Genomic DNA, 25,893 nt, shown 5'->3' on the forward strand with positions numbered 1-25,893 from the left:
CGGGGAGGGTCATGGGCGACCGGCGCACGGTGTACACACACTCCACCGCGGGCCTACTGTTCGGCCTGTTCGGCGGCGTGGTCAGCGCCTTCTTCACGTACTTCGTCACCATCACGGCCAGCGGGGCGTTCGTGCTCGACCCCGGGGCCGCACTGACCGCCCTCACCCGGATCGGCGATGTCGCACCGGTGCGTTGGCCGGTGGTCGCGCTCGACCCGTTCCTGCCGGTGCTGGAGTTGATGGTCGCGATCCTGTGCAGCCTGTCCGCCGCCAGGCACGTCGGCGTCTCCCTGATCAGCCGCCCCCGCCTGCTCTGGATCGTCCTGTTCGGCCTGGCGCTGGCCCTGGGCGTGCTGACCACCGGCACCGTCGCCCAACAGGCCCACTGGACCGGCCTGGCCATCACCCTCCTGGCCCTGTCCCTCCCCCACCACACCGACCCCCGCTAGTCAACCCCCCGACGTCAGGAAAGGACCATTCCTGACGTTCAACGTCAGGAATGGTCCTTTCACCCAGGTCCGTGACCGGTTCAGCGATCGATTCAGCGCTCGTTGATCGGCACGAAGTTGCGCTCGGCCTCGCCGATGTAGAGCTGGCGCGGGCGGCCGATCTTGGTGGCCGGGTCCTTCATCATCTCGCGCCAGTGGGCGATCCAGCCGGGCAGCCGGCCCAGCGCGAACAGCACGGTGAAGAACTTGGTCGGGAAGCCCATGGCCCGGTAGATCAGGCCGGTGTAGAAGTCCACGTTCGGGTACAGCTTGCGCGAGACGAAGTACTCGTCCGCCAGGGCCGTCTCCTCGAGCTTCTTGGCGATCTCCAGCAGCTGGTCGTCGCCGCCGAGCTTGCCCAGGATCTCGTCCGCGGTCTTCTTGATGATCGCGGCCCGCGGGTCGTAGTTCTTGTAGACCCGGTGGCCGAAGCCCATCAGGCGGACGCCGTCCTCCTTGTTCTTCACCTTGCGCACGAAGGCGTCGACGTCGCCGCCGTCCTGCCGGATCTTCTCCAGCATCTCCAGCACCGCACTGTTGGCGCCGCCGTGCAGCGGGCCGAACAGGGCGTTGATGCCGGCGGAGATGCTGGCGAACAGGTTGGCCTCGGACGAGCCGACCAGCCGCACCGTGGAGGTGGAGCAGTTCTGCTCGTGGTCGGCGTGCAGGATGAACAGCAGGTCGAGGGCGCGGACCAGAGCCGGGTCCACGTCGTAGTCCTCGGCCGGCAGGCCGAAGGTCATCCGCAGGAAGTTCTCCACCAGGCCGAGCTTGTTGTCCGGGTAGAGGAACGGCTGGCCGATCGACTTCTTGTACGCGTAGGCCGCGATCGTCGGCAGCTTGGCCAGCAGCCTTATGGTCGAGATCTCGACCTGCGTGTCGTCGAACGGGTTGAGGCTGTCCTGGTAGAACGTGGACAGCGCGGACACCGCCGAGGACAGCACCGGCATCGGGTGCGCGTCGCGCGGGAAGCCGTCGAAGAACCGCTTGAGGTCCTCGTGCAGCAGGGTGTGACGGCTGATCTGGCGGCTGAACTCCTCGACCTGGGCCTGCGTCGGGAGCTCGCCGTAGATGAGCAGGTAGCTGACTTCCATGAAGTTGGACCGCTGCGCCAACTGCTCGATCGGATAACCACGGTAACGCAGAATGCCGGCGTCGCCGTCGATGTAGGTGATCTCGGAGGAGCATGAAGCGGTGTTCACGAAACCGGGGTCGAGGGTTACCATCCCGGTTTTCGCGAGGAGTTTACCGAGATCTATGCCCGGTGCGCCCTCTGTCGGGAGCGACACGGACATCTCGTGCTCTCCGCCCGCATAACGCAGCGCGACGGTACGGAGGTCGGTATTCGGCGCAGTCGTCGCGTCGGGCATCAAAATCCCTCTCACGCTCAGACGGGGCAGCCGCTGGGCTCACAGCGAAGGTGTCGAGCGAGCGCACGGAACCGGGGTGACCGCACCGCAGCACCGCCCCGTTGGGGTCCTGTCACCCGCCACGCTAGTAGTCCACGGGCCCGCCGCACAGCGCGGCGGGCGTGCTGCTGCGTGCGATGGGACAGGTATCACACGATGTCCGAACCCCTCCGGGTCACGATAAGGACACATCGACGCCGGCACCGTGGCGCGGGACACGCCGGACCCGGTCCCGGCCGCCGACCGCACCCGGGACGGTTTCCGCCGTACGGACCAGCCGGCTGCGCCGCCAGGGTGGTCACGCACACCGCCCGTGGGGGTTACCGACACGTCCCGTGACGGCAGCTCGACACATTCGTGTCGCCACGAGCCGTTGTCCCCAGGTTAATTTTGTTCCAGCGGCCGCGTTTCTTCGAAATCAATTTCTGCACACGAGGCGGAGGTTTCGGGATGATCGTGCTCGGCTTGGGCGTGGGCGTTTCCCTCGGCACGTGGTGGTGGCACTGTCACCACTGCTGGTGACTCAATTCCGCGCTGCGTGGCGGTTCGGCCCCGGCGCGTGAAACGGTGATCGCGGCGGCGGCTCCGGCGAAGGCCAGGGCCGCCCGCCACTCCTGGTCGGTCAGCGACCTGACCGCGTCCTTCGACAGTTTGCCGTGACGGTGCAGCCACGCCAGCAGCGCGCCCTGCACCGTGTCGCCCGCGCCGATCGTGTCCACCACGTCGACGCGGACCGGCGGCACCTCGACGAGCTGGCCGGCGCCCGACAGCACGGCCAGCCCGTCGCCGCCGCGCGTGATCACCACCGCGGCCGGCCCGATCTGTTGCCACTGGCGGATTTCGTCCATCGCGTCGGCGTCGCCGGCCAGCCACTGGGCGTCCTCGATGGACACCTTGAGCAGGCCGACGTCGGGCAGCCAGGACCGGAACCGGGCCCGGTAGGCGTCGGCGTCCGGGATGAGCACCGGGCGGACGTTCGGGTCCAGCGCGGTGAGCCGGCCGTTCGCGGATTCCCGGCGCAGCAAGGATTCGTATACCGAGGCGCCCGGCTCCAGCACCATCGACAGCGTGCCGAAGGAGACCGCCTGCGCGGCCGCCGGCAGCGGGCCCGGATCGGTGACCAGGCGGTCGGCGGTGCCCTCGACGTAGAAGCCGTAGCGGGCCGAGCCGTCCGGCGCGAGGCCGACGACGGCCAGCGTGGTCGGCTCGGGGCCGCGCTGCACCAGGCTCACATCGACCTGGGCGTCCTTGAGCCGGGCGACCAGCGCGTCGCCGAAGGCGTCGGTGGAGACTCGGGACAGGAAGGCCGTCGGCGCGTCCAGCCGGCCGGCCGCGATCGCCACGTTGTACGGGCCGCCGCCGAGCTGCGGCAGCAGTGCACCGCCCGTCGTCGGAACCAGGTCGACCAGCGCCTCACCAGCGACGACGATCACGCGCACCCCTTTGTCAACGTTGTCACAAACGGGCCCATGCTAGGCGGCCGAGCCGGTGCTGGGAAGGGGGCTTTCCCTGCGTTGAATGCGTGGAAAGCCCCCTTCCCGGCATCGGGGTCAGGCGTGCGGGGCCAGGGCGCCGAGCAGGAACTCGGACAGCGCCTGGAAGGCCTCGGCGTCGGAGAGACCCGTCCGCTTGGCGATCACGCCGAGGTGGATGTGCTCGATGGTCAGGCCGACCATCTCCGACACCAGCGCGGCGTGCACGTCCCGGAACGCGCCCTGCTTCACACCCTCGGCGATGAGCGAGCGGATGCGGGCGGCGGCGGCGCGGGCGTTGAGCTCGTAGACGGCCCGGGCCGGCGGGAAGGCTGCGATGTCGCCGATGAACTCCCGGCCGGCCGGCCGCAGCTCGTCACCGGCGGCCGAGAGGTACTCGCCGATGCGGGCCCGCACATCCTCGACCTCGGCGATACGGGCCTCGATGCGGGACGTCGCCTTCCTGAAGAAGTGGCTGACCACCAGTACGGACAGCTGTTCCTTGCTCGGCGCCAGCGCGTACAGGGTGGACTTGGAGCAGCGCATGCGGGCGGCCAGGTCGTCCAGTGTGAACGCGCCGAAGCCCTCGGCCAGGAACAGCTGCTCCAGCCGATTGAGCAGATCGGACTGGCGCGCGGTGAGCGTGCGGCGGCTCGGCCGCGCGCTGACTTCGGACCTGGTCATGTGTGGAGACTGCCACAAACTCTCCAGTAGTACTCCAGTACGTCCTGGAGTACTGTTTTCAGTACTCACCACGACCTGGGAGCGTAGCCATGCCCGCCGAGCGCCTGCTGCCCACGACCGAGGCCGAGGACCTGATCGAGCTGGTCAGGGACATCGGCCGGAACGAACTGGCCCCGCACGCGGCGGCCGAGGAGGAGGCCGGGCGGTTCCCGCGGGAGACGCTGCGGCTGCTGGGCAAGACCGGGCTGCTCGGCCTGCCGTACCCGGAGGAGTTCGGCGGCGGCGGCCAGCCGTACGAGGTCTACCTCCAGGTGCTGGAGGAGATCGCCTCGAACTGGCTCACGGTGGCCGAGGCGATCTCGGTGCACGTCATGTCCTGCTACCCACTGGCCACCTTCGGCAGTGCCGAGCAGCGCGAGCGCTGGCTGCCCGACATGATCGGCGGCGACCTGCTCGGTGCGTACGCGCTGTCGGAGCCGCAGGCCGGCTCGGACCCGGCCGGCATGACCACCCGGGCCGTTCGCGAGGGCGACGACTACGTCATCAACGGCACCAAGGCGTGGATCACGCACGCCGGCGTCGCCGACTTCTACACGGTGATGGCCCGCACCGGCGAGGTGTCGTGCTTCCTGGTCGACGGCAGGAGCGAGGGCCTGTCGGCCGCCGAGCGCGAGCGCACCATGGGCCTGACCGGATCCCCCGTGGCGCAGCTGCGCTTCGACGGCGTCCGGGTGCCGGCCGAGCGCCGGATCGGCGACGAGGGCTGCGGTCTGAAGTTCGCACTGTCCGCTTTGGACTCCGGCCGGCTCGGGATCGCCGCCTGCGCGGTCGGTCTGGCCCAGGCGGCGCTGGACGAGGCCGTCAACTACGCCCGTGAGCGCAAGCAGTTCGGCAAGCCGATCATCGAGTTCCAGGGCATGGAGTTCCTGTTGGCCGACATGGCCGCCGCGGTGGAGTCGGCCCGCGCCACCTACCTGGAGGCCGCCCGCCGGCGCGATCGCAAGCTGCCGTTCAGCCGCCAGGCCTCGATCGCCAAGCTGGTCGCCACCGACGCGGCGATGAAGGTGACCACCGACGCCGTGCAGGTGCTCGGCGGGGCCGGGTACACCCGGGACTTCCCCGCCGAGCGCTACATGCGTGAGGCCAAGGTGCTGCAGATATTCGAGGGCACCAACCAGATCCAGCGCATGGTGATCGGCCGGCACCTGGCCCGCGGCTAGCGGCTCAGCGCTCCCGGTAGAACGGGTCGACGGTGACGCCCTCGCCGCTGTTCTCGTCGAACTGGTAGACCTCGCGGCCCTGGATGAACACGCGCAACGCTCGCGACATGACGTCCAGCGGATCTCCGGACCAGATCACGATGTCGCCGTCCAGGCCGGGCTTGAGCGAGCCGACCCGGTCGTCGAGACCGAGAATGCGGGCCGGGTTGGCGGTGATCGCGCGCAGCGCGATGTCGCTGTCCAGGCCCTCCTTGACGGCCAGCGTGGCCTGGTGGACCAGGAAGTGGATGGGCACCACCGGGTGGTCGGTCATGATCGCCAGCTCGACGCCGGCCCGGGCCAGGATGCCCGGGTTGCGCAGCGACCGGTTGCGCAGCTCCACCTTGGCCCGGCTGGTGAACAGCGGGCCGATGATCACCGGGATGTTCTTCTCCGCCACCAGGTCCGCGATCAGGTGGGCCTCGGTGCCGTGGTTGATCACCAGCCGGTAGCCGAACTCCTCGGCCAGCCGGATCGCGGTGGCCACGTCGTCGACCCGGTGCGTGTGCTGGCACCAGGGCAGCTCCCGGTCCAGCACCCGGACCAGGATCTCGTTGGTGGCGTCGCGGTCGAACGGCTTACCCTCGGCCGCTGCCGCCTCCCGGCGGGCCTTGTAGTCCTGGGCCTTGGTCAGCGCCTCGCGGATCACCGCGGCCACGCCGAGCCGGGTGCTGGGCGTGACGTTCTTGTCGCCGTAGACCCGCTTCGGGTTCTCGCCCAGCGCGCTCTTCACGCTGACCGGCTCGCGCAGCACCATCTCGTCCACGGTCCGGCCCCAGCACTTGACCGCGACCGTCTGGCCGCCGATCGGGTTGCCGGAGCCGGGCTTGATCACCGCCGTGGTGACGCCGCCGGACAGCGCGTCCGCGAACGCCAGGTCGGCCGGGTTGATGCCGTCCAGCGCGCGGAACCGGGCCCCGACCGGGTCGGTCATCTCGTTGGTGTCGTCACCGGCCCAGCCCTCGGCCTCCTCGGCCACGCCGAGATGGCCGTGGGCCTCGACGAAGCCGGGCAGCACCCAGGAGCCGGCCGCGTCCACGACCGGCACCTCGTCGGGCACGTCGACGTCGGCGTCCGCGCCGACGGCGGCGATCCGCCCGTCGATGACCAGGACTGTCCCGCCGTCGATGGGGTCGCCGTCGACCGGCACCACGTATCCGCCTGTGATCGCCACATTCATGGTTCGCAATGCTAACGGTCTCGGACGGGGTGAACAGCGGTTATCGCGGCAGCAGTCCCCAGCGCGCAGACCACGCCTCGCCCGGGGCCAGCGTGATCAGGTCGGTGCCCGAGTTCAGGGCGTCCGGCGGGCAGGTCATCGGCTCGATGGCGACGGCACGGCCGCGGCCGAGGAAGTCGTCGGGCGTGTACACCTGCACCCAGCGGAAGGCCGGGTCGGCCCACACCTCGACGCCGCCGTCCGGGCCGGTCAGCCGGTGCCGGACCAGGCCGTCCGCGCCCGGCTCGCAGCCGCCGAAGGCGTGGTCCAGGCGCACGCCGCGCAGCGCCTTGGGCCGGGTGAAGTCCAGATCGGTGCCGGCCAGCGGGGTCTGCGGGCCGTCCGGGGTCATCGTCTCCGGGCTCAGCGGCAGGCTCGTGGTCGCGGCCAGGTGCAGCGTGCAGTCGTCGAGCGCCGAGTTGCCGGCCCTCGGGTACGGGTGCATGCCGACGCCGAACGGCACCGGCCGGTCGCCCACGTTGGCGACACCGTGCGTGACGGTCAGGCCGTCCGCGTCCAGGGCATAACTGATGGTCACTCGCAGCGGCACCGGCCAGCCGTGCTGGGCCGGCACGTCGATGCCCAGCGAGATCAGCGAGCCGGTGTGGTTGATCACCTGCCAGGCGTGCTTGCGGACCAGGCCGTGGCTGGCGTTGTGCCGCTCCGGCTCGGTCAGCTCCAGCTGCTGGGTGCCGCCCTCGAACGGCCACCGGCCGCCGCGCACCCGGTTGGGCCAGGGCACGAGCACCGCGCCCGCGCCCATCGGCGGGTAGGTGTCGTCGGGATAGCTCTGCACGTAGTCGACGCCCGCGACCGCATAGGTCCGCAGGCCCGCGCCTACTTCCGTGACGACCGCGCGGGCGCGGCCGTAGGTGATCTCGAACTGGGCGCCAGTGGGACCGCTCACCCGTGCGAGCTTAGAGGTCCGACGCGGGAAGTCGTAACGATCGGCTCACCGATCGGGGCCGAACTCAACACGGTTCGGCTTCACCCGACCGGCGTATCTAGGGTTGTGTCCGTGGCGATCAGCATCGTGGACGCACCGACGAACCTGGGCCTGCGCCCACCGGCGCCCGGAGTGGTGCCCGGCTGCGCGAAGGCGCCCGCGGCGCTGCGCGAGGCCGGCCTGCTCGGCCGCCTCGCCGCGGCCGACGCCGGGGGTCTCGTCGCACCGCGTTACGACCTGGGCGAATGGCAGCCCGGCGACGGTGTCTTCCACGCTTCGGGGATCGCTTCCTACGCCCGCCGGCTCGCCGACCGCGTCGCCGGCCTGATCGGTCAGAGCTTCCCGCTCGTGCTCGGCGGCGACTGCACCGTGCTGCTCGGCACCGGCCTGGCCCTGCGGGAACGGGCCCTCGCCGAGGGCCGCCGCTACGGCCTGGCCTTCGTCGACGGGCACAGCGACTTCCGACACCCCGGCAACTCCGGCGATGTTGGCGCGGCCGCCGGCGAGGACCTGGCCCTGGCCACCGGCCGCGGCCAGGCCGACCTGGCCTCCCGGCTGTTCGAGGACGCCGACGTGGTGGTGCTGGGCATCCGCGAGGACGACGAGGCCCGGGGCGAGCTGTCGTCCTGCGGCATCGGCCACCGGACCGCCCTGGAGATCCGCAAGGCCGGCGCCGCCGAATCGGCCGAGTGGGCCCGGCGGCGGCTCGACGAGCTGGACGGCTTCTGGGTGCACCTCGACGTGGACGTGCTGGACCCCGCCGTCATGCCGTGCGTGGACGCCCCCGCGCCCGAGGGTCTGGACCACGCCGAACTGGCCGAGCTGCTGGCCGGGCTGACCGTCGCGCCGGGCTGCCTCGGCGTGGAAGTGACGATCTTCGACCCCGACCTGGACCCGGACGGCGCCTATGCCAAGGCCCTGGTCGACACCCTCGCCCGGGGCCTGGCACCCCGAGTGTCCTAACCCGATCCCCCGGCGTCACGCTTTCTGTCACCTGCGCTTCCCACTTGCGCCCTGATGCCACCTGGGAAGCGCATGTGGCATCTCGTCTCAGGCGGCTGCGGCAGCCCGGTAGCGCCACATCGCCGGCAGGGCAACCGCCGCGATGGCAATCGCGATCAGCACGGCGACACCGCCACCGGAGACTGCCCACGAGGTGCCGACTGCCGCGCCAACGGTGCCGTGCAGCACGTCGGCGAGCCGAGGGCCGCCGGCAACGACGACCGTGAAGACGCCCTGCATCCGTCCCCGCATCTCGTCCGTAGCGGCGGACTGCAGGATCGCGCCGCGGAACACCATGCTCACCATGTCGGCCGCGCCGGCCAAGGCCAGGAACACGACCGCCAGCCAGAGCGACTGCGACAGACCCAGCCCGATGATCGCCACGCCCCAGGCCGCCACAGCCGCCCAGACCGCGACGCCGTGCCGAGTGATCCGTGACAGCCAGCCCGACAACAGCCCGAACAGCAGAGCCCCGAGCGGGATGGCGGCGAACAGCCAGCCCAGCGCCGGGCCGCCGCCGGCCGGGTCGTGGAAGGTCCGCTCGGCCATCTCCGGGAACAGCGCCCGCGGCATGCCGAACACCATCGCGATGATGTCGGCCAGGAACGAGGCGAGCAGCACGCTCTTCGTTGACAGGTAACGGAATCCGTCGATCACCGAGCGCAGTCCGGCGGTGCGGCGCACGCCGTCCAGCGGCGGCAGCGGGGGCAGCTTCCACACCGCCCACAGCGTGGCCGTCAGGCCGATGGCGTCGACCAGGTACAAGGTGGACAGTCCTAACACGGGGATCAGCGCCCCGGCCAGCATTGGTCCGAGCACCGCGCCGAAGGACTGCACCGTGGAGCCCAGCGCGTTGGCCGACGGCAGCATCTCCAGCGGCACCAGCCGGGCGATGGAGGCGCTGCGGGCCGGCATGTTCACGGCGAAGAACGCCTGCTGGAGACCCAGCAGCACCAACACGACCGTCACGGAGTTCAGGCCGGCAAGCGCTTGCAGCCACAGCAGCACGGAGACCACGGCGATGCCGGCGTTGCTGATCAGCAGCAGTTTGCGCCGGTCCATCACGTCCGCGACTGCGCCGCCCCATAAGCCGAACACCAGCAGCGGGACGAGCGCCACCGCGCCGGCCACGCCCACGTACGCGGACGAGCCGGTGATGTCGTACACCTGCTTGGGCACCGCGACCGCGGTCAGCTGGCTGCCGACGGCGGTGATCACAGTGGACAGCCACAGCCGACGGAACGGGAGCACCTTGAGCGGCCTGGTGTCCAGCACCAGCTTGGCCAGCAGGCCGCGTTTGGCGGGCGAGGTCGTGTCAGCAGCCGTCACGGGTCGTTAGTTTAGGATAACTAACGACCCTGCACCGTGTGATTGTCACCGCCCGTGACCCGTCACGGGCGGGTGAGGTCCTCCAGCGTGTGACGCCCTGCTCGTGTGCGGTACTACGGCGCGAGCCGCTCGACCTGCCAGGCGTCGCCGACCAGGTGGAAACGCAGCCGGTCGTGCATCCGGTCCTGCCGGCCCTGCCAGAACTCGACCATCTCCGGCCGGATCCGCCAGCCGCCCCAGTGCGGCGGCACCGGTACTCGCTCCGCGTCCGCGAACTGCCGGTTGATGTTGGCCAGCGCGCTGTCCAGGACCGTGCGGTCGCGCACCACCCGGGACTGCGGCGAGGCCCACGACCCCAACTGCGAGCCGCGCGGGCGGCTGGCCCAGTAGGCCGCCGTCTCCGCCTGGTCCACCTTCTCGACCGTGCCGCGGATCGTCGCCTGCCGCTGCATCGCCAGCCAGGGGAACGTCGCCGAGGCGTAGCGGGTGGCCCTCAGGTCGTGGCTCTTGTTGGAGGTGTAGTTCGTGTAGAACACCAGTCCGCGGGCGTCCAGGCCCTTGGCCAGCACTGTTCGCGAGGACGGCCGCCCCTCCGGGTCGGCGGTCGCCAGCACCATCGCGTTCGGCTCGGCCAACCCCGCCCGCGTCGCCTCGTCCAACCACAAGCCCAGCTGCTCGTGCCAGGTTCCGGCTAGGTCGATCTCGGTCAGCGAGCCCTGTTCGTAGGACACTCGCATCGCCGGGAGCGCGATGTTTGTCTCGGACTGGGTTTCCGGCATAGCGACCTCCGCGCGGAAGAGCACTCGTGGTACCAACCGTGTTCGTCGGAAGGTACGGGGTTTGCCGCCAAACCGGAACCGCTCGCGAGGTGACGGTGAACACCCGGCGAAGTGATCACGAACGGGAATTGGCCACACAGCGGTTCCGGATCGAAAAAGTGATCAATTCAGAAGCCCGTCCACAGTGGAAACCCGCCCCCGACCTGCGGCCCCACCGACCAGCAGTCCCGCACCTGATGCCCGCCCGCCGGCCCCAGCCTCGCGAGGGACATCACACCCGGACGGCGACCGGGGCACCCCCGATGCTCGCCGGCACCGCTCGCCGGCGTCGGCACAGGTCGACATGCTCGGCACTGCTCAACGGCGCACGCATTGCTCGACCGCGTCAGCGCTGCTCGACGGCGTCAGCTTTGCTCGACGGCGTACGCACTGCTCGTCGGCGCGCGCAATGCTCATCGGCGTACGCGTTGCTCAACCGCGTGCGCACTGCTCGATGGCGTCAGCGCTGCCCGACCGCTTCGGCCTTGCTCGTCGGCGTTTGCGCAGGTCCAGTGCGGACGACGGCCAGGCCGGGGTGGGCGTCGACCGCAGCGGCCAAGCGGCGTTGGGCGGTGACGGCGTCGTGAGCGAGGGCGGTAGCCAACGAGCCACCGTGGGCCAGCGGGGCGAGCGACCACCAGTCGCCGCTGGCGGCGGTGGCCGGGTCCGCGCCCCAGACCAGCAGCTCGGTGGCCAGAACCCGGTGCCCGGCGAGGTAGGCGGAGCTGGCGGTGAGGGCCGGGTCGCCGATGTCGATGCGCTGGCGAAGCAGCGGCGTTCCGGCCCGAACGACCTCGACGGTGCTGTCCAGGCTGCCCGGGGACTCGCCGACCCGGCCAAGCACAAGCACTTCCCGATAACGCAGTCGAGCGGTGTCGGCGAGATTCGCCGTGAAGAGTGAACTGTGCGCGGCGCGGGCGGTGACGACGGTGGGCTCGGGAAGGAAAACGACCGTGCCGCTGACATCGATGTCGAAACGAATCGAAGTGCGGCTCCGCTCACCATGGATGCCGGGCAGCGCGAGTGTTGCGGCAATGCCGCAAAGCTGCAGCATTGCTCCAGCGCCGACGCGCACCTCCAGTGCGAGGTCGTCGCCCCCGAGCGGCGCGGTCGCGGAACTCACCAGGTGCACGACCGCCGGTCCCGTCCCAGGGCGGCGCTGCGGCACCAGCGTCAGGGGCGCAGCCGAGCGAAGCTCGGACAGCACACTCCGGCCGTCACGCAGCTCGACGGCCAGCCGGGCACGAGCGCGCATCAGGCCATCAGCTCGCGCACCCGGTCGGCCACGCCGGACACGTTCGAGGCCGCCAACCGCTCGCCCAGCCGGTCGGCCGAACCGGCCACGCCCGAAGTGATCACCTGCTCGCCGCCCGGTCGGCCGCGCCGGACACACCCGAAGACGCCAGCTGTTCGCCTGGCTGGTCGGACGCGGCAGAGGGGGACAGCTGCTGCCGGACCCAGTCGGCGACCTCGGGGGCGTCGGGGGTGCGGGTGAGGGACTGGGTGATGACCGGCAGGCGGTGGTTGCGCATGCGGTGCGCGTCGGAGGTCATCACCTCCAGGTCGGCGCCGACCAGCTCAGCCAAGTCGATCTTGTTGATCACGAGGAGGTCGGCGGTGGTGACGCCGGGGCCGCCCTTGCGCGGGACCTTGTCGCCGCCAGCGACGTCGACGACGAAGACCTGGCGGTCGACGAGGCCCCGGCTGAAGGTGGCGGTGAGGTTGTCGCCGCCGCTCTCGATGATCACCAGGTCGAGGCCGGGGAAGCGCTGCTCCAGGGTCTCGACGGCGTCGAGGTTGGCGCTGATGTCGTCGCGGATGGCGGTGTGGGGGCAGCAGCCGGTCTGGACGGCCTCGATGCGGGCCGGGTCGAGCACGCCGGCCCGGCGCAGGAAGTCGGCGTCCTCGGTGGTGTAGATGTCGTTGGTCACCACGGCCAGCTCGATCTCGTCGCCGAGGGCCCGGCACAGCGCGGCGGTCAGCGCGGTCTTGCCGCTGCCGACGGGCCCGCCGATGCCGATGCGGACGGCGCGGCCGGCGGTCGGCGACTGCTCGTGGTGGTCGTGCACGGTGAACGTGGGGTCGAACGAAACCGGGTGCTCGTGGTCAGCTGACAAAGAGACGCACCTCCTGCTGGTGGATCCGGGCATGGGAGTCGGCGAACAGGTCCAGCGCGGGAGCGCCGAGCATCGGCAGGCCCTTGAGTGCTTCGTCGACGACGGTGGCGAGGTCAACCCGGGCCACGATTGCGTTGACGCGGAACGGATCGAGGCCGAGCAGCCGTACGGCGGCACTGGCCGGCCCGCTCACCGAGAGGTAGGCGGCACACTCGGCGGCCTCACGGGGCGTGCCGCCGGCGACGCGGACCAGCGCGCCGATGGCGATGGCGTGGTGGGGTTGGGAAAGCCCATCAAGGAGTGGTGATGGCCAAGCCACGCGACCGGCCCTCAAAGTGCTCTTGCCCTGAGCCCGAGAGGCGGCACGTTGGGCCGGGGAGGGCGTGCGGGCGTCCAACTCCAAATCCAAAGTGGACCAGGAACCGTCGACAGCGGCGGCGGCGAAGGCCGCTGACATCAGGCCATTAGTGCGCAGCCGGCCGTCCAGAAAAGACTGCAACGACGGCTCATCGGTGATCAGACCGCGAGCGGCCGCCTCCTCGACGCCGCCGGAGTGGGCGTGCCCGCCGCCCGGGAAGCGGGAATCGGCGAGCACGAGCAGGACTGTCGACATCAGAACAGGAAATAGCGTTGCGACATGGGCAGTTCCGTCACCGGATGGGGCTCGACGAGTTCGCCGTCGACGTGCACGGCAAAGCTGTCCGGGTCGACGGTGACGCGGGGCAGCGTGTCGTTCAGCAGCATGTCGGCCTTGCCCCGCCGGCGCGTGTCGGCGATCGGCAGCAAAGGACGCGACAGTCCCAACCTCTTGGCCAGGCCGTCGTCGATGGCCGCCTGGGACACGAAATGCACACTACTCGCCGCCGCAACCCGCGGCGCGGCACCAAACATCGGCCGGGCCAGCACTGGTTGCGGCGTGGGGATGGAGGCGTTCGCGTCGCCCATCGCCGCCCACGCCGCGAACCCGCCCTTGAGCACCATGTGCGGCCGCACGCCAAAGAACTTCGGCTCCCACAAAACCAGATCGGCCAGTTTGCCGACCTCCACCGACCCGACCTCGTGGTCAATGCCGTGCGCGATGGCCGGGTTGATCGTGTACTTGGCGACGTAGCGCTGGGCCCGCTCGTTGTCGCCCAGCACGCCCCGGCGTTCCTTCATCACGTGCGCGGTCTGCCAGGTCCGGATGATCACCTCGCCGATCCGGCCCATCGCCTGCGAGTCGGAGCTGATCATCGAGATGGCCCCGATGTCGTGCAGCAGGTCCTCAGCGGCGATGGTGGTCGGCCGGATCCGGCTCTCGGCGAAGGCCAGGTCCTCGGGCACCGACGGGTTCAGGTGGTGGCAGACCACCAGCATGTCCAGGTGCTCGTCCAGGGTGTTCACGGTGTGCGGCCGGGTCGGATTGGTCGACGAGGGCAGCACGTTGGGCTCGCCGACCACCTTGATGATGTCCGGCGCGTGCCCGCCGCCGGCCCCCTCGGTGTGGTAGGCGTTGATCGACCGGCCGCCGATGGCGTCCACTGTGGACTCGACGAAGCCGGCCTCGTTCAGGGTGTCGGTGTGGATCGCCACCTGCACGCCGGACGCGTCGGCCACGCGCAGCGCGGAGTCGATCACCGCCGGCGTGGTGCCCCAGTCCTCGTGCAGCTTGAAACCGCCGGCGCCGCCCCGCAACTGCTCCCAGAGCCCTTCCTCGCTGACGGTGTTTCCCTTGCCCAGCAACAGCACGTTGACCGGCTGGTAGTCCATCGAGGCCAGCATCCGCGCCAGGTTCCAGGATCCCGGCGTCACGGTGGTGGCCTTGGTGCCCTCGGCCGGCCCGGTGCCGCCGCCGATCAGCGTGGTCAGGCCGGCGGCCAGCGCCTGGTCGACCAGCTGCGGGCAGATGAAGTGCACGTGGCAGTCGATGCCGCCGGCGGTGAGGATCTTGCCGTTGCCGGCCACGATCTCCGTGGACGGACCGATCACCAGCGCCGGGTCGACGCCGTCCATGGTGTCGGGGTTGCCGGCCTTGCCGATGCCGACGATCCGGCCGTCGCGGATGCCCACGTCGGCCTTGACCACGCCCCAGTGGTCCAGCACCACCGCACCGGTGATCACCACGTCCGGCGCGCCCTCGGCCCGGGTGGCCATGCCCTGGCCCATGGACTCGCGGATCACCTTGCCGCCGCCGAAGACCACCTCGTCCCCGGAGCCCGCGCCCATGCTGCGGTCCTCGGTGACCTGGATGAACAGGTTGGTGTCGGCCAGCCGGATCCGGTCGCCCGCGGTGGGGCCGAACAGCTCCGTGTACCGATGCCGGTCGATGCTCGTCACAGTGCCCCCGACCATTCCTTGCGCAGCCCCGGAACCACCCGGTTGCCGGCGATCGGCACCAGCGCCACCTCGCGTTCCACCCCCGGCTCGAAGCGCACCGAGGTGCCGGCCGGCACGTCCAAACGCTTGCCCCAGGCCGCTTTCCGGTCGAACTCCAGCCCGGGGTTGACCGCCGCGAAGTGGTAGTGCGAGCCGACCTGCACCGGCCGGTCGGCGGTGTTGACGACCGTCAGCACCGTGCGCTCCCGCCCCGGGTTCAACTCGACCGGCTCCTCGCCGGGAATGATCTCGCCTGGAATCATCGACACCCTCACGCGATCGGGTCGTGCACGGTGACCAGCTTGGTGCCGTCCGGGAAGGTGGCCTCCACCTGCACCGAGTCCAGCATCTCGGGCACGCCGGCCTGGACCTGGTCGCGGCGCAGCACCTGGCGGCCGCTGGCCATCAGGGCCGACACCGACTCGCCGTCCCGGGCGCCCTCCAGCACGTGGTCGGTGATCAGCGCGACCGACTCCGGGTAGTTGAGCAGCACACCCCGGTCCAGCCGGCGCCGGGCCACGTCCGCGGCCACGTGCACCAGCAGCTTGTCCCGTTCGTGCGGCGTGAGGTGCATGGCAGAGATCTAACACGCCGTGACCGCCCTGTGGCGACGGCAACATGATGTTTACCAGCGATTGCCGATCGGCCGCCGTGGGTGCAGGCTTCGGCCATGGAGGACGGATTCCGGCCAGGGCTCGAAGGTGTCGTCGCGTTTCGCACGGAGATCGCCGAACCCGACCGCGACGGCGGCGCGCTGCGCTATCGCGGCGTGGACATCGAGGATCTAGCCGGACGGGTGACGTTCGGCAACGTGTGGGCGCTGCTCGTGGACGGCCGGTTCGGGCCCGGGCTGCCGCCGGCCGAGCCGTTCCCGATCCCCGTGCACACCGGGGATGTGCGGGTCGACGTGCAGGCCGCGCTGGCCATGCTCGCGCCCATCTGGGGCTACCAGCCGCTGCTGGACATCAGTGACGAGCAGGCCCGCGACCAGCTGGCCCGGGCGTCGGTGATGGCCCTGTCCTACGTGGCCCAGTCGGCCCGCGGCATCGGCCGGGCCGCGGTGTCGCAGCGGCGTATCGACGAGTGCCGCACGATCACCGAGCGGTTCATGACCCGCTGGCGCGCCGAGCCCGATCCCGCGCACATCAAGGCCGTCGACGCGTACTTCGTGTCCGCCGCCGAGCACGGCATGAACGCCTCCACCTTCACCGCCCGGGTCATCGCCTCCACCGGGGCCGACGTGGCCGCCTCCATGTCCGGGGCCATCGGCGCCATGTCCGGGCCGCTGCACGGCGGCGCGCCCGCCCGGGTGCTGCCGATGATCGAGGAGGTCGAACGGGTCGGTGACGCCCGCGCCGTCGTCGCCGGCATCCTCGACCGGGGCGAGCGGCTGATGGGCTTCGGCCACCGCGTCTACCGCGCCGAGGACCCGCGCGCCCGCGTGCTCCGCCGCACCTGCCACGAACTGGGCGCCGCCCGCTACGAGGTCGCCAACGCCCTCGAACAGGCCGCCCTGGCCGAGCTGCGGGAACGCCGTCCCGACCGGGCCATCGAGACCAACGTCGAGTTCTGGGCGGCGGTGATCCTCGACTTCGCCGAGGTCCCGCCGCACATGATGCCGGCCATGTTCACCTGCGCCCGCACCGCCGGCTGGTGCGCGCACATCCTGGAGCAGAAGCGCACCGGCCGCCTGGTCCGCCCCTCGGCGTCGTACATCGGCCCCGGCCCCCGCAAGCCCGACGAGGTCGACGGCTGGGACTCCATCGCCCACGCCTGACCCCGCCTCTTTCGGCCACATGTGGTCCGCATTCCGCGTGGAACGTCGAATGTGGTCCACATGTGGCGAAAAACGAGGGGGTGGGAGTGCGCCGTTCGAGTGAACGGGGGTTCGCAAACCACTCTCTGAGGTGGCGTTTGGATGCGCTCTCACGAGTTAGCCTCCGGGAATGCGGGACGCGAGCGCCAGAGCCGCCGAGGCGGCGGAGGCGGAGCGGCTGGCGGCGCTGATCCCGCGGGAGCGGGCGCAGTACCTGGTGGAGGCCGCGGAGGGGTGGGCGGCGGCCGGTCGGTCGGACCGGGCGGGCGAGCTGTTCGAGGCGGCGATCGCCGACGGCGGCCACGTTGTGGGCGACGCCCGGACGTACTACGCGGGATTCCTGTTCGACACGGGCCGGCCGGATCGGGCCCTGCACACGCTGGCCGAGCTGCGGCGGTCGCGGCCGGACGACCCGTTCGCCTACGTCTGCGCGGGCGAGGTGCTGGAGGAGGCGGCGGACCTGGACGGGGCGCTGTCCTGGTTCACCACGGGTCTGGCGTTCTACCAGAACTTCGACACCTCCGACGCGGTCGATGACGCGACACTGATGCAGCTGCTGTCCAGCCGCCAGCGGGTGCGTCGGCTGCTGGAGCTGCCGCCGGACAGCTGGGACGACATCGCCGCCAGCGCCCAGGCGGTGCTACTGGCCGACCTGACCGATCCGTGACTACGGTGTGGCGCAGAACACCCGGCCGTCACGTGACGGACACCGGTTTGCAACACTGACTCCTTCCCGGCAACGGCGCCGGCATCCCTCGCTACTTGCTGACACGTCCGGAGGCGCCGGCATGACGCAGACCGCAGACCCAGCCACCCTCATCCTCCCCGCCGAGCTGCGCCCGTCCGACGGCCGCTTCGGCTGCGGCCCGTCCAAGGTCCGTCCCGAGCAGCTGGCCCGGCTGGCCGAGTCCGGCGCGCAGTACATGGGCACATCGCACCGGCAGAAGCCGGTGAAGTCCTTGGTCGGCCGGGTCCGCGCGGGCCTGCGCGAGCTGTTCTCGCTGCCCGAGGGCTACGAGGTCGTGCTCGGCAACGGCGGCACCACCGCCTTCTGGGACGCCGCGGCGTTCGGCCTGGTCCGCGAGCGGTCGCAGCACTTCACCTACGGGGAGTTCTCCTCGAAGTTCGCCACCGTCACCAAGGGCGCGCCGTTCCTGGCCGACCCGATCGTGGTGAAGGCGGAGCCGGGCGACGCCCCGGAGATCGCCTACCAGGCCGGCGCCGACCTGGTCGGCTGGGCCCACAACGAGACCTCGACGGGTGTCGCCGTGCCGGTGGTCCGCCCGGCGGGCTCGGAGGGCGCTCTGGTCGCCATCGACGCCACCTCGGGCGCCGGCGGCCTGCCGGTCAAGGCCGAGGACTTCGACGTCTACTACTTCGCGCCGCAGAAGTCGTTCGCCTCGGACGGCGGCCTGTGGCTGGCGCTGATGAGCCCGGCGGCCCTGGAGCGGGTCGCGGAGATCGGCGCCTCGGACCGCTGGGTGCCGGAGTTCCTGTCGCTGACCACGGCGCTGGACAACTCCACCAAGGACCAGACCTACAACACCCCGGCGGTGGCCACGCTGTTCCTGCTGGCCGAGCAGATCGAGTGGATGCTGGGCAACGGCGGTCTGGAGTGGACGACGGCCCGCACGGCCGACTCCTCGCAGCGGCTGTACTCCTGGGCCGAGGCCACCGAGTACACCACCCCGTACGTGGCCAACCCGGCCAACCGCTCCCAGGTCGTGGGCACGATCAACTTCTCGGACGACGTGGACGCCGCGACGGTGGCCAAGGTGCTGCGGGCCAACGGTGTCGTGGACGTGGAGCCGTACCGCAAGCTGGGCAAGAACCAGCTGCGGGTGGCCATGTTCCCGGCCATCGACCCGGACGACGTCACGGCGCTGACCAAGTGCGTGGAGTGGGTCGTCGGTCAACTGTGATCGTTTGGATCACGGTCCGTAGTGGTGAACCTGATCGCCTCGCCATGCGTCTTAGCTAGTAAATCCGGCAGGATCGTGGTCGGATGTCGATAGACTCGGCGCGCCTGCGGCGTCAAGTAGGCGCGCCGAACTATCGTTGGCTGTTGGCGGGGTGACAGATCGGGGAGGCCGTGATGCGAGCGCTGCGAGTCGTCGGGCTCGACGACGACGGCACATCTGTCATCTGCGAAGACCCCGTTCGCGGTGAGCGGTACACCATTCCCTGCGACGAGCGGCTGCGCGCCGCCGCGCGGGGCGACGTCGCCCGCCTCGGCCAGATCGCCGCGGAGACCGACGTGCAGATGCGTCCCCGCGAGATCCAGGCCCGCATCCGGGCCGGCGAGTCGGTGGAGCAGGTCGCCGCGGCGGCCGGCCTGCCGACGCACCGTGTCGAGCGGTTCGCCTACCCCGTGCTGCTGGAGCGCTCCCGCACCGCCGAGCTGGCCCAGCGCGCCCACCCGATCCGCGAGGACGGGCCGGACGTGCAGACCCTCGGCGAGGTCATCGCGCACTCCTTCGGCCTGCGCGGCCAGGACTACACCGCGGTCAACTGGGACTCGTGGCGCGGCGAGGACGGCAAGTGGATCATTCAGCTGCACTGGCAGGCCGGTAGGTCGGAGAACCGGGCGCACTGGACGTTCCACCCGGGCGCGCACGGCGGCACCGTCTCGCCGATCGACGACCACGCCATCGACCTGCTGGACCCGTCCCCGAACCGGCCGCTGCGCACCGTGCGGCCGGTGACGGAGCTGGCCCGGCAGGCACTGGAGCTGGAGCACCAGGCCCCGGCCGCGCCGGTGCCGGCCCAGGCCGTGACGCCGCCGCCGGTGGCGCCCGAGCCGACGCCGGAGCCGCCGGCCCCGGTCATGCCCGAGCCGGAGACCGCGCGGGTCGAGCCGACCGTGCCGACGCCGGCGCCGGCCCCCGCGATCACCGATCCGGAGCCGGTGGAGGAGCCGCCGGCCGCGCAGGCGCCCGAGCCGGCGCCGAAGCAGCCGGAGGCCCAGCCTGCCGCCCGCAAGGCGGAGGCGCCGCCGCGTCGGGGCAAGAAGAATCACCCGATCGTGCCGTCCTGGGAGGACGTGCTGCTCGGGGTTCGCTCGCAGCGCTAGGTCGGAGTCAGAGCTGCTCGAAGGCCTGCCAGTCCAGGCCTTCGCGCTCGCACCAGTCCTCGGCCTCCTGACGGGTCAGCGGCTTGGCGTCGATCGGACGATCGGCGCCGAGCCGGGTCCAGCCGTCCGGGGCGAGCACGTAGAGCTGGCGCTGCTTGCGGGCCAACAGCCGGCCCTCCGGGAACGCCATCGTCGGCTCCGTGCGCAGATAGTGCACGGACTCGGGTCGCGTCATGGGTGCATCATGCGCCGGTTTCGCGCGGCCCGACACCCCTCATCCGAGCACCACCACGGCAGGTGACCTGCGGCGACGCACTTGACCTCGAGTGCGCTGGAGCCCGCAGGATGTTCCGGAGTCTGAACGCCGGGTATGCGAGGCCCCGCCGATGCTTGGCCCGCACGCCGGATTTCGATCGCCGCCACCCGACGGACCCACCACCTGGCCCGATGCGGCGATCGAAATCCGGCAAGGGACAGGCATCGGCCCCAAAGGGGCCGAGCCGCGACGCCGAAGGCGGCGCCGTGGGCACAGAAATTCGGATGTCGATGTCAGGGGTCCTACGTATGGTCGAGGTGAAACTCGAAGGGGGATTGTCGAATGAGTGACGACGGAGCCCAGTCCGTCACCCACCGCTCATCCTTCGCCACACTGAGCAGGCTGTGGCCCTATGTGCGTCCGGTGCGGTTCGACCTGTACGCCTCGCTGGTGGCGGCGCTGGGAGCGATGCTGGCCGGGCTGTCCATTCCACTGGTCATCCAGCAGATCATCGACGGCCCGGTGGCCCGCCACGAGCTGTCGCAGCTGCCCTGGCTGGTGGCTCTGGTGCTGGTCCTCGGGGTGATCGAGGCCGTGCTGTTCTACGCCCGCCGGCGATTGAACGTGCGACCGAGCACCACGGTCGAGATGCGGCTGCGGGAAGACCTGTACCACCATCTCCAGCGGCTGCCGGTGGCCTTCCACGACCGCTGGCAGTCGGGTCAGCTGCTGTCCCGAGCCGTGAACGACCTGAGCACGCTGCGCCGGTTCATCGCCTTCGCCGCGGTGTTCCTGGTGGTCAACAGCACCGTGCTGGTGGTGGGTGTCGGCGTGCTGCTCACGCTCTCGCCGCTGCTGGGGCTGATCGTGATCGCCTGCGGCGCGCCGCTGATGGTGCTGTCGTATCTGTTCGAGACCAAGTACAAGATCTACGCCCGCCGGGCCCAGGACCTGCAGGGAGACCTGGCCAGCACCGTGGAGGAATCGGTGCTGGGCATCCGGGTGCTCAAGGCGTTCGGCCGCGGCCGGGACATGACCAGGTCGTTCGTGTTGCAGGCCAAGACATTGCGGGGCGCGGAGCTGAGCAAGGTCCGCGTGATGGCGGCGCTGTGGGCGGTGCTGGTCAGCCTGCCCGAGGTGGCGATCGCCGGCGAGCTCGCGGTCGGCGGCGTCGGCATCGCCAACGGCACGCTCACCGCCGGCACGCTGATCGCGGCGATCACCGTGAGCACCTTCCTGCGCTGGCCGTTCGACTCGATCGGCTGGCTGCTGGCCGAGACCAACATGGCCGCCTCGGCCTGCGACCGGTACTGGGAGGTCCGCGACGAGATCAACACGATCGTCGAGCCGGAGCAGCCCCGGCCGCTGCCCGACGAGGTGCGCGGTCATCTGGTGTTCGAGGACGTGCACTTCGCCTACGACGGTGGCACGCGCGAAGTGCTCAAGGGCGTGGACCTGGACGTTCGTCCCGGCGAGACGGTCGCGCTGGTCGGCGGCACCGGCTCGGGCAAGACGGCACTGACCGCACTGGTGGCGCGGCTGGCCGACGTCACCAGCGGCAGCGTGACCGTGGACGGCGTCGACGTCCGCGATCTGCGGCTGGACGACCTGCGGCGGATCGTGGCCACGGCGTTCGAGGAGCCGGTGCTGTTCTCCGCTTCCGTCCGGGAGAACGTGGCGCTCGGCGCCCCGGGCGCGTCCGACGAGGACGTACACGAGGCGCTGCGGGTGGCGCAGGCCGAGGAGTTCGTGGAGAAGCTGCCGTGGGGCATCGCGACCCGCGTCGGCGAGCAGGGTCTGTCGCTGTCCGGCGGTCAGCGGCAGCGGCTGGCGCTGGCCCGGGCCGTCGTCGGCCGGCCGGCGGTGCTGGTGCTGGACGACCCACTGTCCGCTTTGGACGTTCACACCGAGGGCGAGGTGGAGCGGGCGCTGCGCCGCGTGCTGCACGACGTGACGGCGCTGGTGGTCGCCCACCGGCCGAGCACGGTGCAGCTGGCCGACCGGGTGGCGATGCTGGTCGACGGCCGGATCGCCGCCGTGGGCACGCATTCCGAGCTGTTGGCCGACAACGCCGAGTACCGGCGACTGCTGTCCACATTGGACGAGGACGAGGAGGTGGCGGTCTGATGAGCGCGCCGACCGCTACCGACTGGCGCGGCGTCGCCGCCGAGGACATCGAGGACGTCGGCAAGGCCGTGACGGCCAAGCTGCAGGCGCGGTCGCGCCGGCTGCTGGTGTCGTTGCTGCGGCCGCACAAGTGGTCCGTGGCGCTGGCGCTGGTCTACGTGGTGCTGGAGAACGGCGCCCAGCTGGCCGGCCCACTGCTGGTCGCGGCGGCCATCGACCGCGGCGTGGCCGGTGTGGTCGCCGGCCACCCGGCCACCCTGACCTGGTGCGTGCTCGGCTACGCCGTGTGCGGCCTGGCCAGCGCGGGCGCGAAGTTCGGGTTCGTGCGGCTGTCCGGCCGGGTCGGCCAGGACCTGCTGCTCGACCTGCGGCACCGGGTGTTCCGGCACGTGCAGCGGCTTTCCCTGTCGTTCCACGAGTCCTACACCTCGGGCAAGATCATCTCCCGGCTGTCCTCGGACGTGGAGTCCATCGACGACCTGCTCGACATGGGCCTGGACGGGCTGCTCAGCTCGCTGTTCACCGTGGTCGGCATCGCGGTCACGCTGCTGGTGCTGGACCTGCGACTGGCCCTGGTGGTGCTGGCCGGCTTCATCCCGGTGCTCATCGTGGCCCGCTGGTTCCGGCGCGCCTCGCACAAGGCGTACCGGGCCACCACCACCGCCGTGGCCAAGGTGATCGTGCAGTTCGTGGAGACCATGAACGGGATCCGCGCGGTGCAGGCCTACCGCCGGCACGGCCGCAACGAGCAGATCCTGCACGAGGTCAACGTCGAGTACCGGGACGCCAACAACCGGGCCTTCAAGGTGATGGCCCGGTTCACCGCCACGGTCCGCCTGGTCGGCAACCTGACCATGGCCGTGGTGCTGGCCTGGGGTGCGCTGCGGGTCGTCGACGGCAGCCTGCAACTGGGCGTGCTGGCAGCGTTCGCGTTGTACCTGCGGCGCTTCTACGACCCGCTGGATGATCTGGCCATGTTCGCGAACTCCTACTCGGCCGCGGTGGCCGCGCTGGAGAAGATCTCCGGCGTGCTGGAGGAGGAGCCGGCGGTGGCTGAGCCGGCCGAGCCGAAGCCGCTGCCCCGCGAGGGACGGCGTGGCGAGATCCGCTTCGACCGGGTGGAGTTCCGCTACCGGCCGGACACGCCGGTGGTGCTGCCGGAGTTCGACCTGCACGTGCCGGCCGGGCAGACCATCGCGGTGGTCGGCGCGACCGGCGCCGGCAAGTCGACGCTGGCCAAGCTGGTGGCCCGGTTCTACGACCCGTCGGCCGGCACGGTGTCGCTGGACGGCGTGAACCTGCGGGACGTGGCCGACGTCGACCTGCGCTCGGCGGTGACCATGGTGACGCAGGAGAACTTCCTGTTCGCCGGGTCGGTCGCGGACAACATCGCGATGGGCCGGCCGGACGCCACCCCGGACGACGTGCGGCGGGCAGCCGCCGCGGTCGGGGCGCACGAGTTCATCAGCGCCCTGCCGGAGGGCTACGACACCGACGTCCGCAAGCGCGGCGGCCGGCTGTCGGCGGGCCAGCGGCAGCTGGTGGCGTTCGCCCGGGCGCTGCTGGCCGACCCGTCGGTGCTGGTGCTCGACGAGGCGACGTCCAGTCTGGACGTGCCGACCGAGCGGGCGGTGCAGGCGGCGCTGGAGACGGTGCTGGCCGAGCGCACGGCGGTGATCATCGCGCACCGGCTGTCGACCGTGCTGATCGCCGACCGGGTGCTGGTCGTCGACGGCGGCCGCATCGTCGAGGACGGCTCCCCGGCCGACCTCATCGGCCAGCACGGCCGCTTCGCCAAGCTGCACGAGGCCTGGCTGGAGTCCCTGGCCTGATAACCCGCGAGTCCCGCTCTCGGGCACCTGAATGTCGAGTTTCGAACTCGACACATGGTTGCCTGAGAGCGGGACTCGCGGGGGTTCAGCTGGTGGCGGGGCCCAGCAGGCTCAGGAGGAGGGCGATCCAGGCCAGGCCTAGGCCGCTGGCCACACCGAGGGCGACCCAGCGCCAGACCGGGACGTCGCGGGCCAGCCAGACCGAGGGCGACAGGCCGCCGATGATCACCACGTTGGCGATGACCGCCAGCCACAGGCTGGCCTGGGCCAGGGCCAACGACAGCGAGGTCACCGCCACCACGATCATCAGGGCCACCACGACCGTCACGGTCAGGCCGGTGGCCCACGGCGTCGGCTCCCGGGCCGGGAAGTCGGCCTCGACGTCGTCGGACTCCACCGGCGCGGCGACGGCGACGGCGGGCTCGATCTCGTGCACCTCGCCGGTCACCGGGTCGGCGTAGTCGATGGGCAGCCCCAGCTCGGTGGCCAGCCGGCCGGCCAGCTGCCGGCCCCGTCGGGTGACCAGGTCACCGGCCGTGCCGCCGACCGGCTCATGGTCGTTGGGCACGAGCGCGTGCGCGACCTCGGCCCACTCGTGCAGGGCCGCGGTGAGCTCCGCCGGCAACGCGAGTGACCGGGGGTCGACCTCACGCATCTGGGTGCCGTCGTGGCCGACCAGCACGGCGCGGCCGCCTCGGGCGTGAAGCTGCACGGATGTCCCCTCCGACCGGTCGGCACCTGCCTGCTCGACGGTACTCACGACACCCCCAGGGCGTGAAACGCCACCGCGCCCGCGGTGGCGACATTCAGGGAATCCACACCATCGGCCATCGGGATGCGCACCGCGACGTCGGCGGCGTCGATGGCCTCATCGGTCAGCCCCGGCCCCTCGGACCCCAGCAACAACGCCACCTTCTCCCCCGGGAGCTTGCATTCCCGCAGGTCGACGGCGTCGGCCCGGGGCGTCAGGGCGGCGACGGTGAAGCCGTTGGCCCGCAAGAGGTCCAGCCCCTGCGGCCACGGTCGCAGGTCGGCGAACGGGACCCGCAGCACGTGCCCCATCGACACCCGCACGCTGCGCCGGTACAGCGGATCCGAGCAGCCGGCCCCGAGCAGCACCCCGTCAACGCTCAGCGCGGCGGCGTTGCGGAACAGCGCGCCGAGGTTCTCGTGGTCGCCGACGCCCTCCAGCACGGCCAGCATCCGGGCGTCCCGCATCAGCGCCACCGGATCCGGTTGCGGTGCGCGATCGGCCGCCGCCAGCACCCCGCGATTCAGGTGAAAGCCGACAACCCGGGCCATCACGTCGGCCGACACCGCGTAGGCGGGGCCGTCGAAATCACCCAGATCAGGGACCAGCTCCTCGATCCGACGGGGGATGCCGAGCAGGCCGCGCAGCGGATAGGGCGAGTCCAGCAGCCTGCGCACGACGATGACACCCTCGGCGATCACCAGGCCGCGCCCGCCGGGCCGGTCCGGCCGCCGGTCGGCGGTCGACAGGTCGCGGAAGTCGTCCAGCCTGGTGTCCGAGGGGTCGTCGATCTCGATCACCTGCGGCACGGACGCAGTCTCTCACTGTTCGCCCATACCATGTTTCGGCGTTGCCAGGAGTGGTAAACCCAAGCCCTCTACCAGCGCATTCTCACCGGAAGTTATGCCAATGTGACAGAGTGCACCGTTTTGGCCGATGG

At 70.9% G+C, this 25,893-nt stretch carries 25 protein-coding genes; 9 read left to right on the forward strand and 16 right to left on the reverse strand.

Annotated features, from left to right (window positions below):
* The first annotated feature begins 11 nt into the window (after positions 1-11).
* Positions 12-449: a hypothetical protein gene (locus tag JJ691_RS35885; RefSeq protein ID WP_211763983.1), complete on the forward strand. Its 438-nt coding sequence runs from the start codon at positions 12-14 to the stop codon at positions 447-449.
* Between the two features lie 92 nt (positions 450-541).
* Here JJ691_RS35885 and JJ691_RS35890 read toward each other — a convergent pair whose 3' ends face one another.
* The 3 genes from JJ691_RS35890 to JJ691_RS35900 all read right to left on the reverse strand — a co-directional run bounded on the left by JJ691_RS35890 (position 542) and on the right by JJ691_RS35900 (position 4,053).
* Positions 542-1,858, reverse strand: a complete 1,317-nt coding sequence (locus tag JJ691_RS35890) for a citrate synthase (protein WP_211763984.1) — start codon at positions 1,856-1,858, stop codon at positions 542-544.
* A 545-nt stretch (positions 1,859-2,403) separates the two neighbouring features.
* On the reverse strand, positions 2,404-3,330 hold the full coding sequence (locus tag JJ691_RS35895; RefSeq protein ID WP_211763985.1) for a carbohydrate kinase family protein: 927 nt from the start codon (positions 3,328-3,330) through the stop codon (positions 2,404-2,406).
* 117 nt (positions 3,331-3,447) lie between these two features.
* The gene (locus tag JJ691_RS35900; protein ID WP_211763986.1) at positions 3,448-4,053 is read right to left on the reverse strand and encodes a TetR/AcrR family transcriptional regulator; all 606 of its coding nucleotides are present in this window, start codon (positions 4,051-4,053) and stop codon (positions 3,448-3,450) included.
* An 89-nt stretch (positions 4,054-4,142) separates the two neighbouring features.
* Between JJ691_RS35900 and JJ691_RS35905 the strand changes: the two genes are divergently transcribed.
* Complete coding sequence (locus tag JJ691_RS35905; protein WP_211763987.1) at positions 4,143-5,273, forward strand: acyl-CoA dehydrogenase family protein; 1,131 nt, start codon at positions 4,143-4,145, stop codon at positions 5,271-5,273.
* A gap of 4 nt (positions 5,274-5,277) precedes the next feature.
* Here the strand turns inward: JJ691_RS35905 and JJ691_RS35910 are convergent, their stop codons facing one another.
* Both JJ691_RS35910 and JJ691_RS35915 read right to left on the reverse strand, forming a co-directional pair.
* The gene (locus JJ691_RS35910) at positions 5,278-6,492 is read right to left on the reverse strand and encodes an amidohydrolase (RefSeq protein WP_211763988.1); all 1,215 of its coding nucleotides are present in this window, start codon (positions 6,490-6,492) and stop codon (positions 5,278-5,280) included.
* Between the two features lie 40 nt (positions 6,493-6,532).
* Entirely contained in the window at positions 6,533-7,438 is a 906-nt protein-coding gene (locus JJ691_RS35915; protein WP_211763989.1) for an aldose 1-epimerase family protein, read from the reverse strand.
* A 111-nt stretch (positions 7,439-7,549) separates the two neighbouring features.
* Here JJ691_RS35915 and JJ691_RS35920 point away from each other — a divergent pair, with 111 nt between their 5' ends.
* The gene (locus JJ691_RS35920; RefSeq protein WP_211763990.1) at positions 7,550-8,440 is read left to right on the forward strand and encodes an arginase family protein; all 891 of its coding nucleotides are present in this window, start codon (positions 7,550-7,552) and stop codon (positions 8,438-8,440) included.
* 87 nt (positions 8,441-8,527) lie between these two features.
* On the opposite strand, the gene JJ691_RS35925 is transcribed toward JJ691_RS35920, so the two are convergent.
* The 8 genes from JJ691_RS35925 to JJ691_RS35960 form a co-directional block, all read right to left on the reverse strand.
* Entirely contained in the window at positions 8,528-9,808 is a 1,281-nt protein-coding gene (locus JJ691_RS35925; protein WP_249227229.1) for an MFS transporter, read from the reverse strand.
* A gap of 113 nt (positions 9,809-9,921) precedes the next feature.
* Positions 9,922-10,587, reverse strand: a complete 666-nt coding sequence (gene pdxH, locus JJ691_RS35930) for a pyridoxamine 5'-phosphate oxidase (RefSeq protein ID WP_211763991.1) — start codon at positions 10,585-10,587, stop codon at positions 9,922-9,924.
* A 499-nt stretch (positions 10,588-11,086) separates the two neighbouring features.
* The gene (locus JJ691_RS35935; protein ID WP_211763992.1) at positions 11,087-11,881 is read right to left on the reverse strand and encodes an urease accessory protein UreD; all 795 of its coding nucleotides are present in this window, start codon (positions 11,879-11,881) and stop codon (positions 11,087-11,089) included.
* A gap of 100 nt (positions 11,882-11,981) precedes the next feature.
* Positions 11,982-12,743 (reverse strand): urease accessory protein UreG, encoded by a 762-nt coding sequence (ureG, locus tag JJ691_RS35940; RefSeq protein WP_249227230.1) that lies wholly within the window; start codon positions 12,741-12,743, stop codon positions 11,982-11,984.
* Entirely contained in the window at positions 12,733-13,356 is a 624-nt protein-coding gene (locus JJ691_RS35945; protein ID WP_211763994.1) for an urease accessory protein UreF, read from the reverse strand. Before JJ691_RS35945 ends, ureG begins: the two co-directional genes overlap by 11 nt.
* Positions 13,356-15,059, reverse strand: coding sequence for an urease subunit alpha (locus JJ691_RS35950; RefSeq protein ID WP_249227231.1), 1,704 nt, complete (start codon positions 15,057-15,059; stop codon positions 13,356-13,358). Before JJ691_RS35950 ends, JJ691_RS35945 begins: the two co-directional genes overlap by 1 nt.
* Positions 15,056-15,361, reverse strand: a complete 306-nt coding sequence (locus JJ691_RS35955; RefSeq protein ID WP_211763996.1) for an urease subunit beta — start codon at positions 15,359-15,361, stop codon at positions 15,056-15,058. The genes JJ691_RS35950 and JJ691_RS35955 overlap by 4 nt, the downstream gene beginning before the upstream one ends.
* An 8-nt stretch (positions 15,362-15,369) precedes the next feature.
* Positions 15,370-15,672: an urease subunit gamma gene (locus tag JJ691_RS35960; RefSeq protein WP_211763997.1), complete on the reverse strand. Its 303-nt coding sequence runs from the start codon at positions 15,670-15,672 to the stop codon at positions 15,370-15,372.
* A gap of 96 nt (positions 15,673-15,768) precedes the next feature.
* On the opposite strand from JJ691_RS35960, the gene JJ691_RS35965 reads away from it, so the two are divergent.
* The 4 genes from JJ691_RS35965 (at position 15,769) to sepH (ending at position 19,987) form a co-directional block, all read left to right on the forward strand.
* Positions 15,769-16,875, forward strand: coding sequence for a citrate synthase 2 (locus tag JJ691_RS35965; RefSeq protein WP_211763998.1), 1,107 nt, complete (start codon positions 15,769-15,771; stop codon positions 16,873-16,875).
* A 169-nt stretch (positions 16,876-17,044) separates the two neighbouring features.
* Positions 17,045-17,581, forward strand: a complete 537-nt coding sequence (locus JJ691_RS35970) for a tetratricopeptide repeat protein (RefSeq protein WP_211763999.1) — start codon at positions 17,045-17,047, stop codon at positions 17,579-17,581.
* Positions 17,582-17,702: 121 nt separating this feature from the next.
* The gene (gene serC, locus JJ691_RS35975; protein ID WP_211764000.1) at positions 17,703-18,836 is read left to right on the forward strand and encodes a phosphoserine transaminase; all 1,134 of its coding nucleotides are present in this window, start codon (positions 17,703-17,705) and stop codon (positions 18,834-18,836) included.
* Positions 18,837-19,009: 173 nt separating this feature from the next.
* On the forward strand, positions 19,010-19,987 hold the full coding sequence (gene sepH, locus JJ691_RS35980) for a septation protein SepH (RefSeq protein WP_211764001.1): 978 nt from the start codon (positions 19,010-19,012) through the stop codon (positions 19,985-19,987).
* A 7-nt stretch (positions 19,988-19,994) separates the two neighbouring features.
* Here sepH and JJ691_RS35985 read toward each other — a convergent pair whose 3' ends face one another.
* On the reverse strand, positions 19,995-20,222 hold the full coding sequence (locus JJ691_RS35985; protein WP_249227232.1) for a hypothetical protein: 228 nt from the start codon (positions 20,220-20,222) through the stop codon (positions 19,995-19,997).
* Between the two features lie 363 nt (positions 20,223-20,585).
* Here JJ691_RS35985 and JJ691_RS35990 point away from each other — a divergent pair, with 363 nt between their 5' ends.
* Positions 20,586-22,370, forward strand: a complete 1,785-nt coding sequence (locus JJ691_RS35990; RefSeq protein ID WP_211764002.1) for an ABC transporter ATP-binding protein — start codon at positions 20,586-20,588, stop codon at positions 22,368-22,370.
* Complete coding sequence (locus JJ691_RS35995) at positions 22,370-24,202, forward strand: ABC transporter ATP-binding protein (protein WP_211764003.1); 1,833 nt, start codon at positions 22,370-22,372, stop codon at positions 24,200-24,202. Before JJ691_RS35990 ends, JJ691_RS35995 begins: the two co-directional genes overlap by 1 nt.
* Positions 24,203-24,287: 85 nt before the next feature.
* Here the strand turns inward: JJ691_RS35995 and JJ691_RS36000 are convergent, their stop codons facing one another.
* The gene (locus tag JJ691_RS36000) at positions 24,288-24,914 is read right to left on the reverse strand and encodes a DUF2537 domain-containing protein (protein ID WP_211764004.1); all 627 of its coding nucleotides are present in this window, start codon (positions 24,912-24,914) and stop codon (positions 24,288-24,290) included.
* 44 nt (positions 24,915-24,958) lie between these two features.
* A complete protein-coding gene (locus JJ691_RS36005; protein ID WP_211764005.1) occupies positions 24,959-25,762 on the reverse strand; it encodes a TrmH family RNA methyltransferase in 804 nt (267 codons plus the stop codon).
* Positions 25,763-25,893: the final 131 nt, after the last annotated feature.

The organism is Kutzneria sp. CA-103260 (assembly GCF_018263855.1).
Lineage (GTDB): Bacteria > Actinomycetota > Actinomycetes > Mycobacteriales > Pseudonocardiaceae > Kutzneria.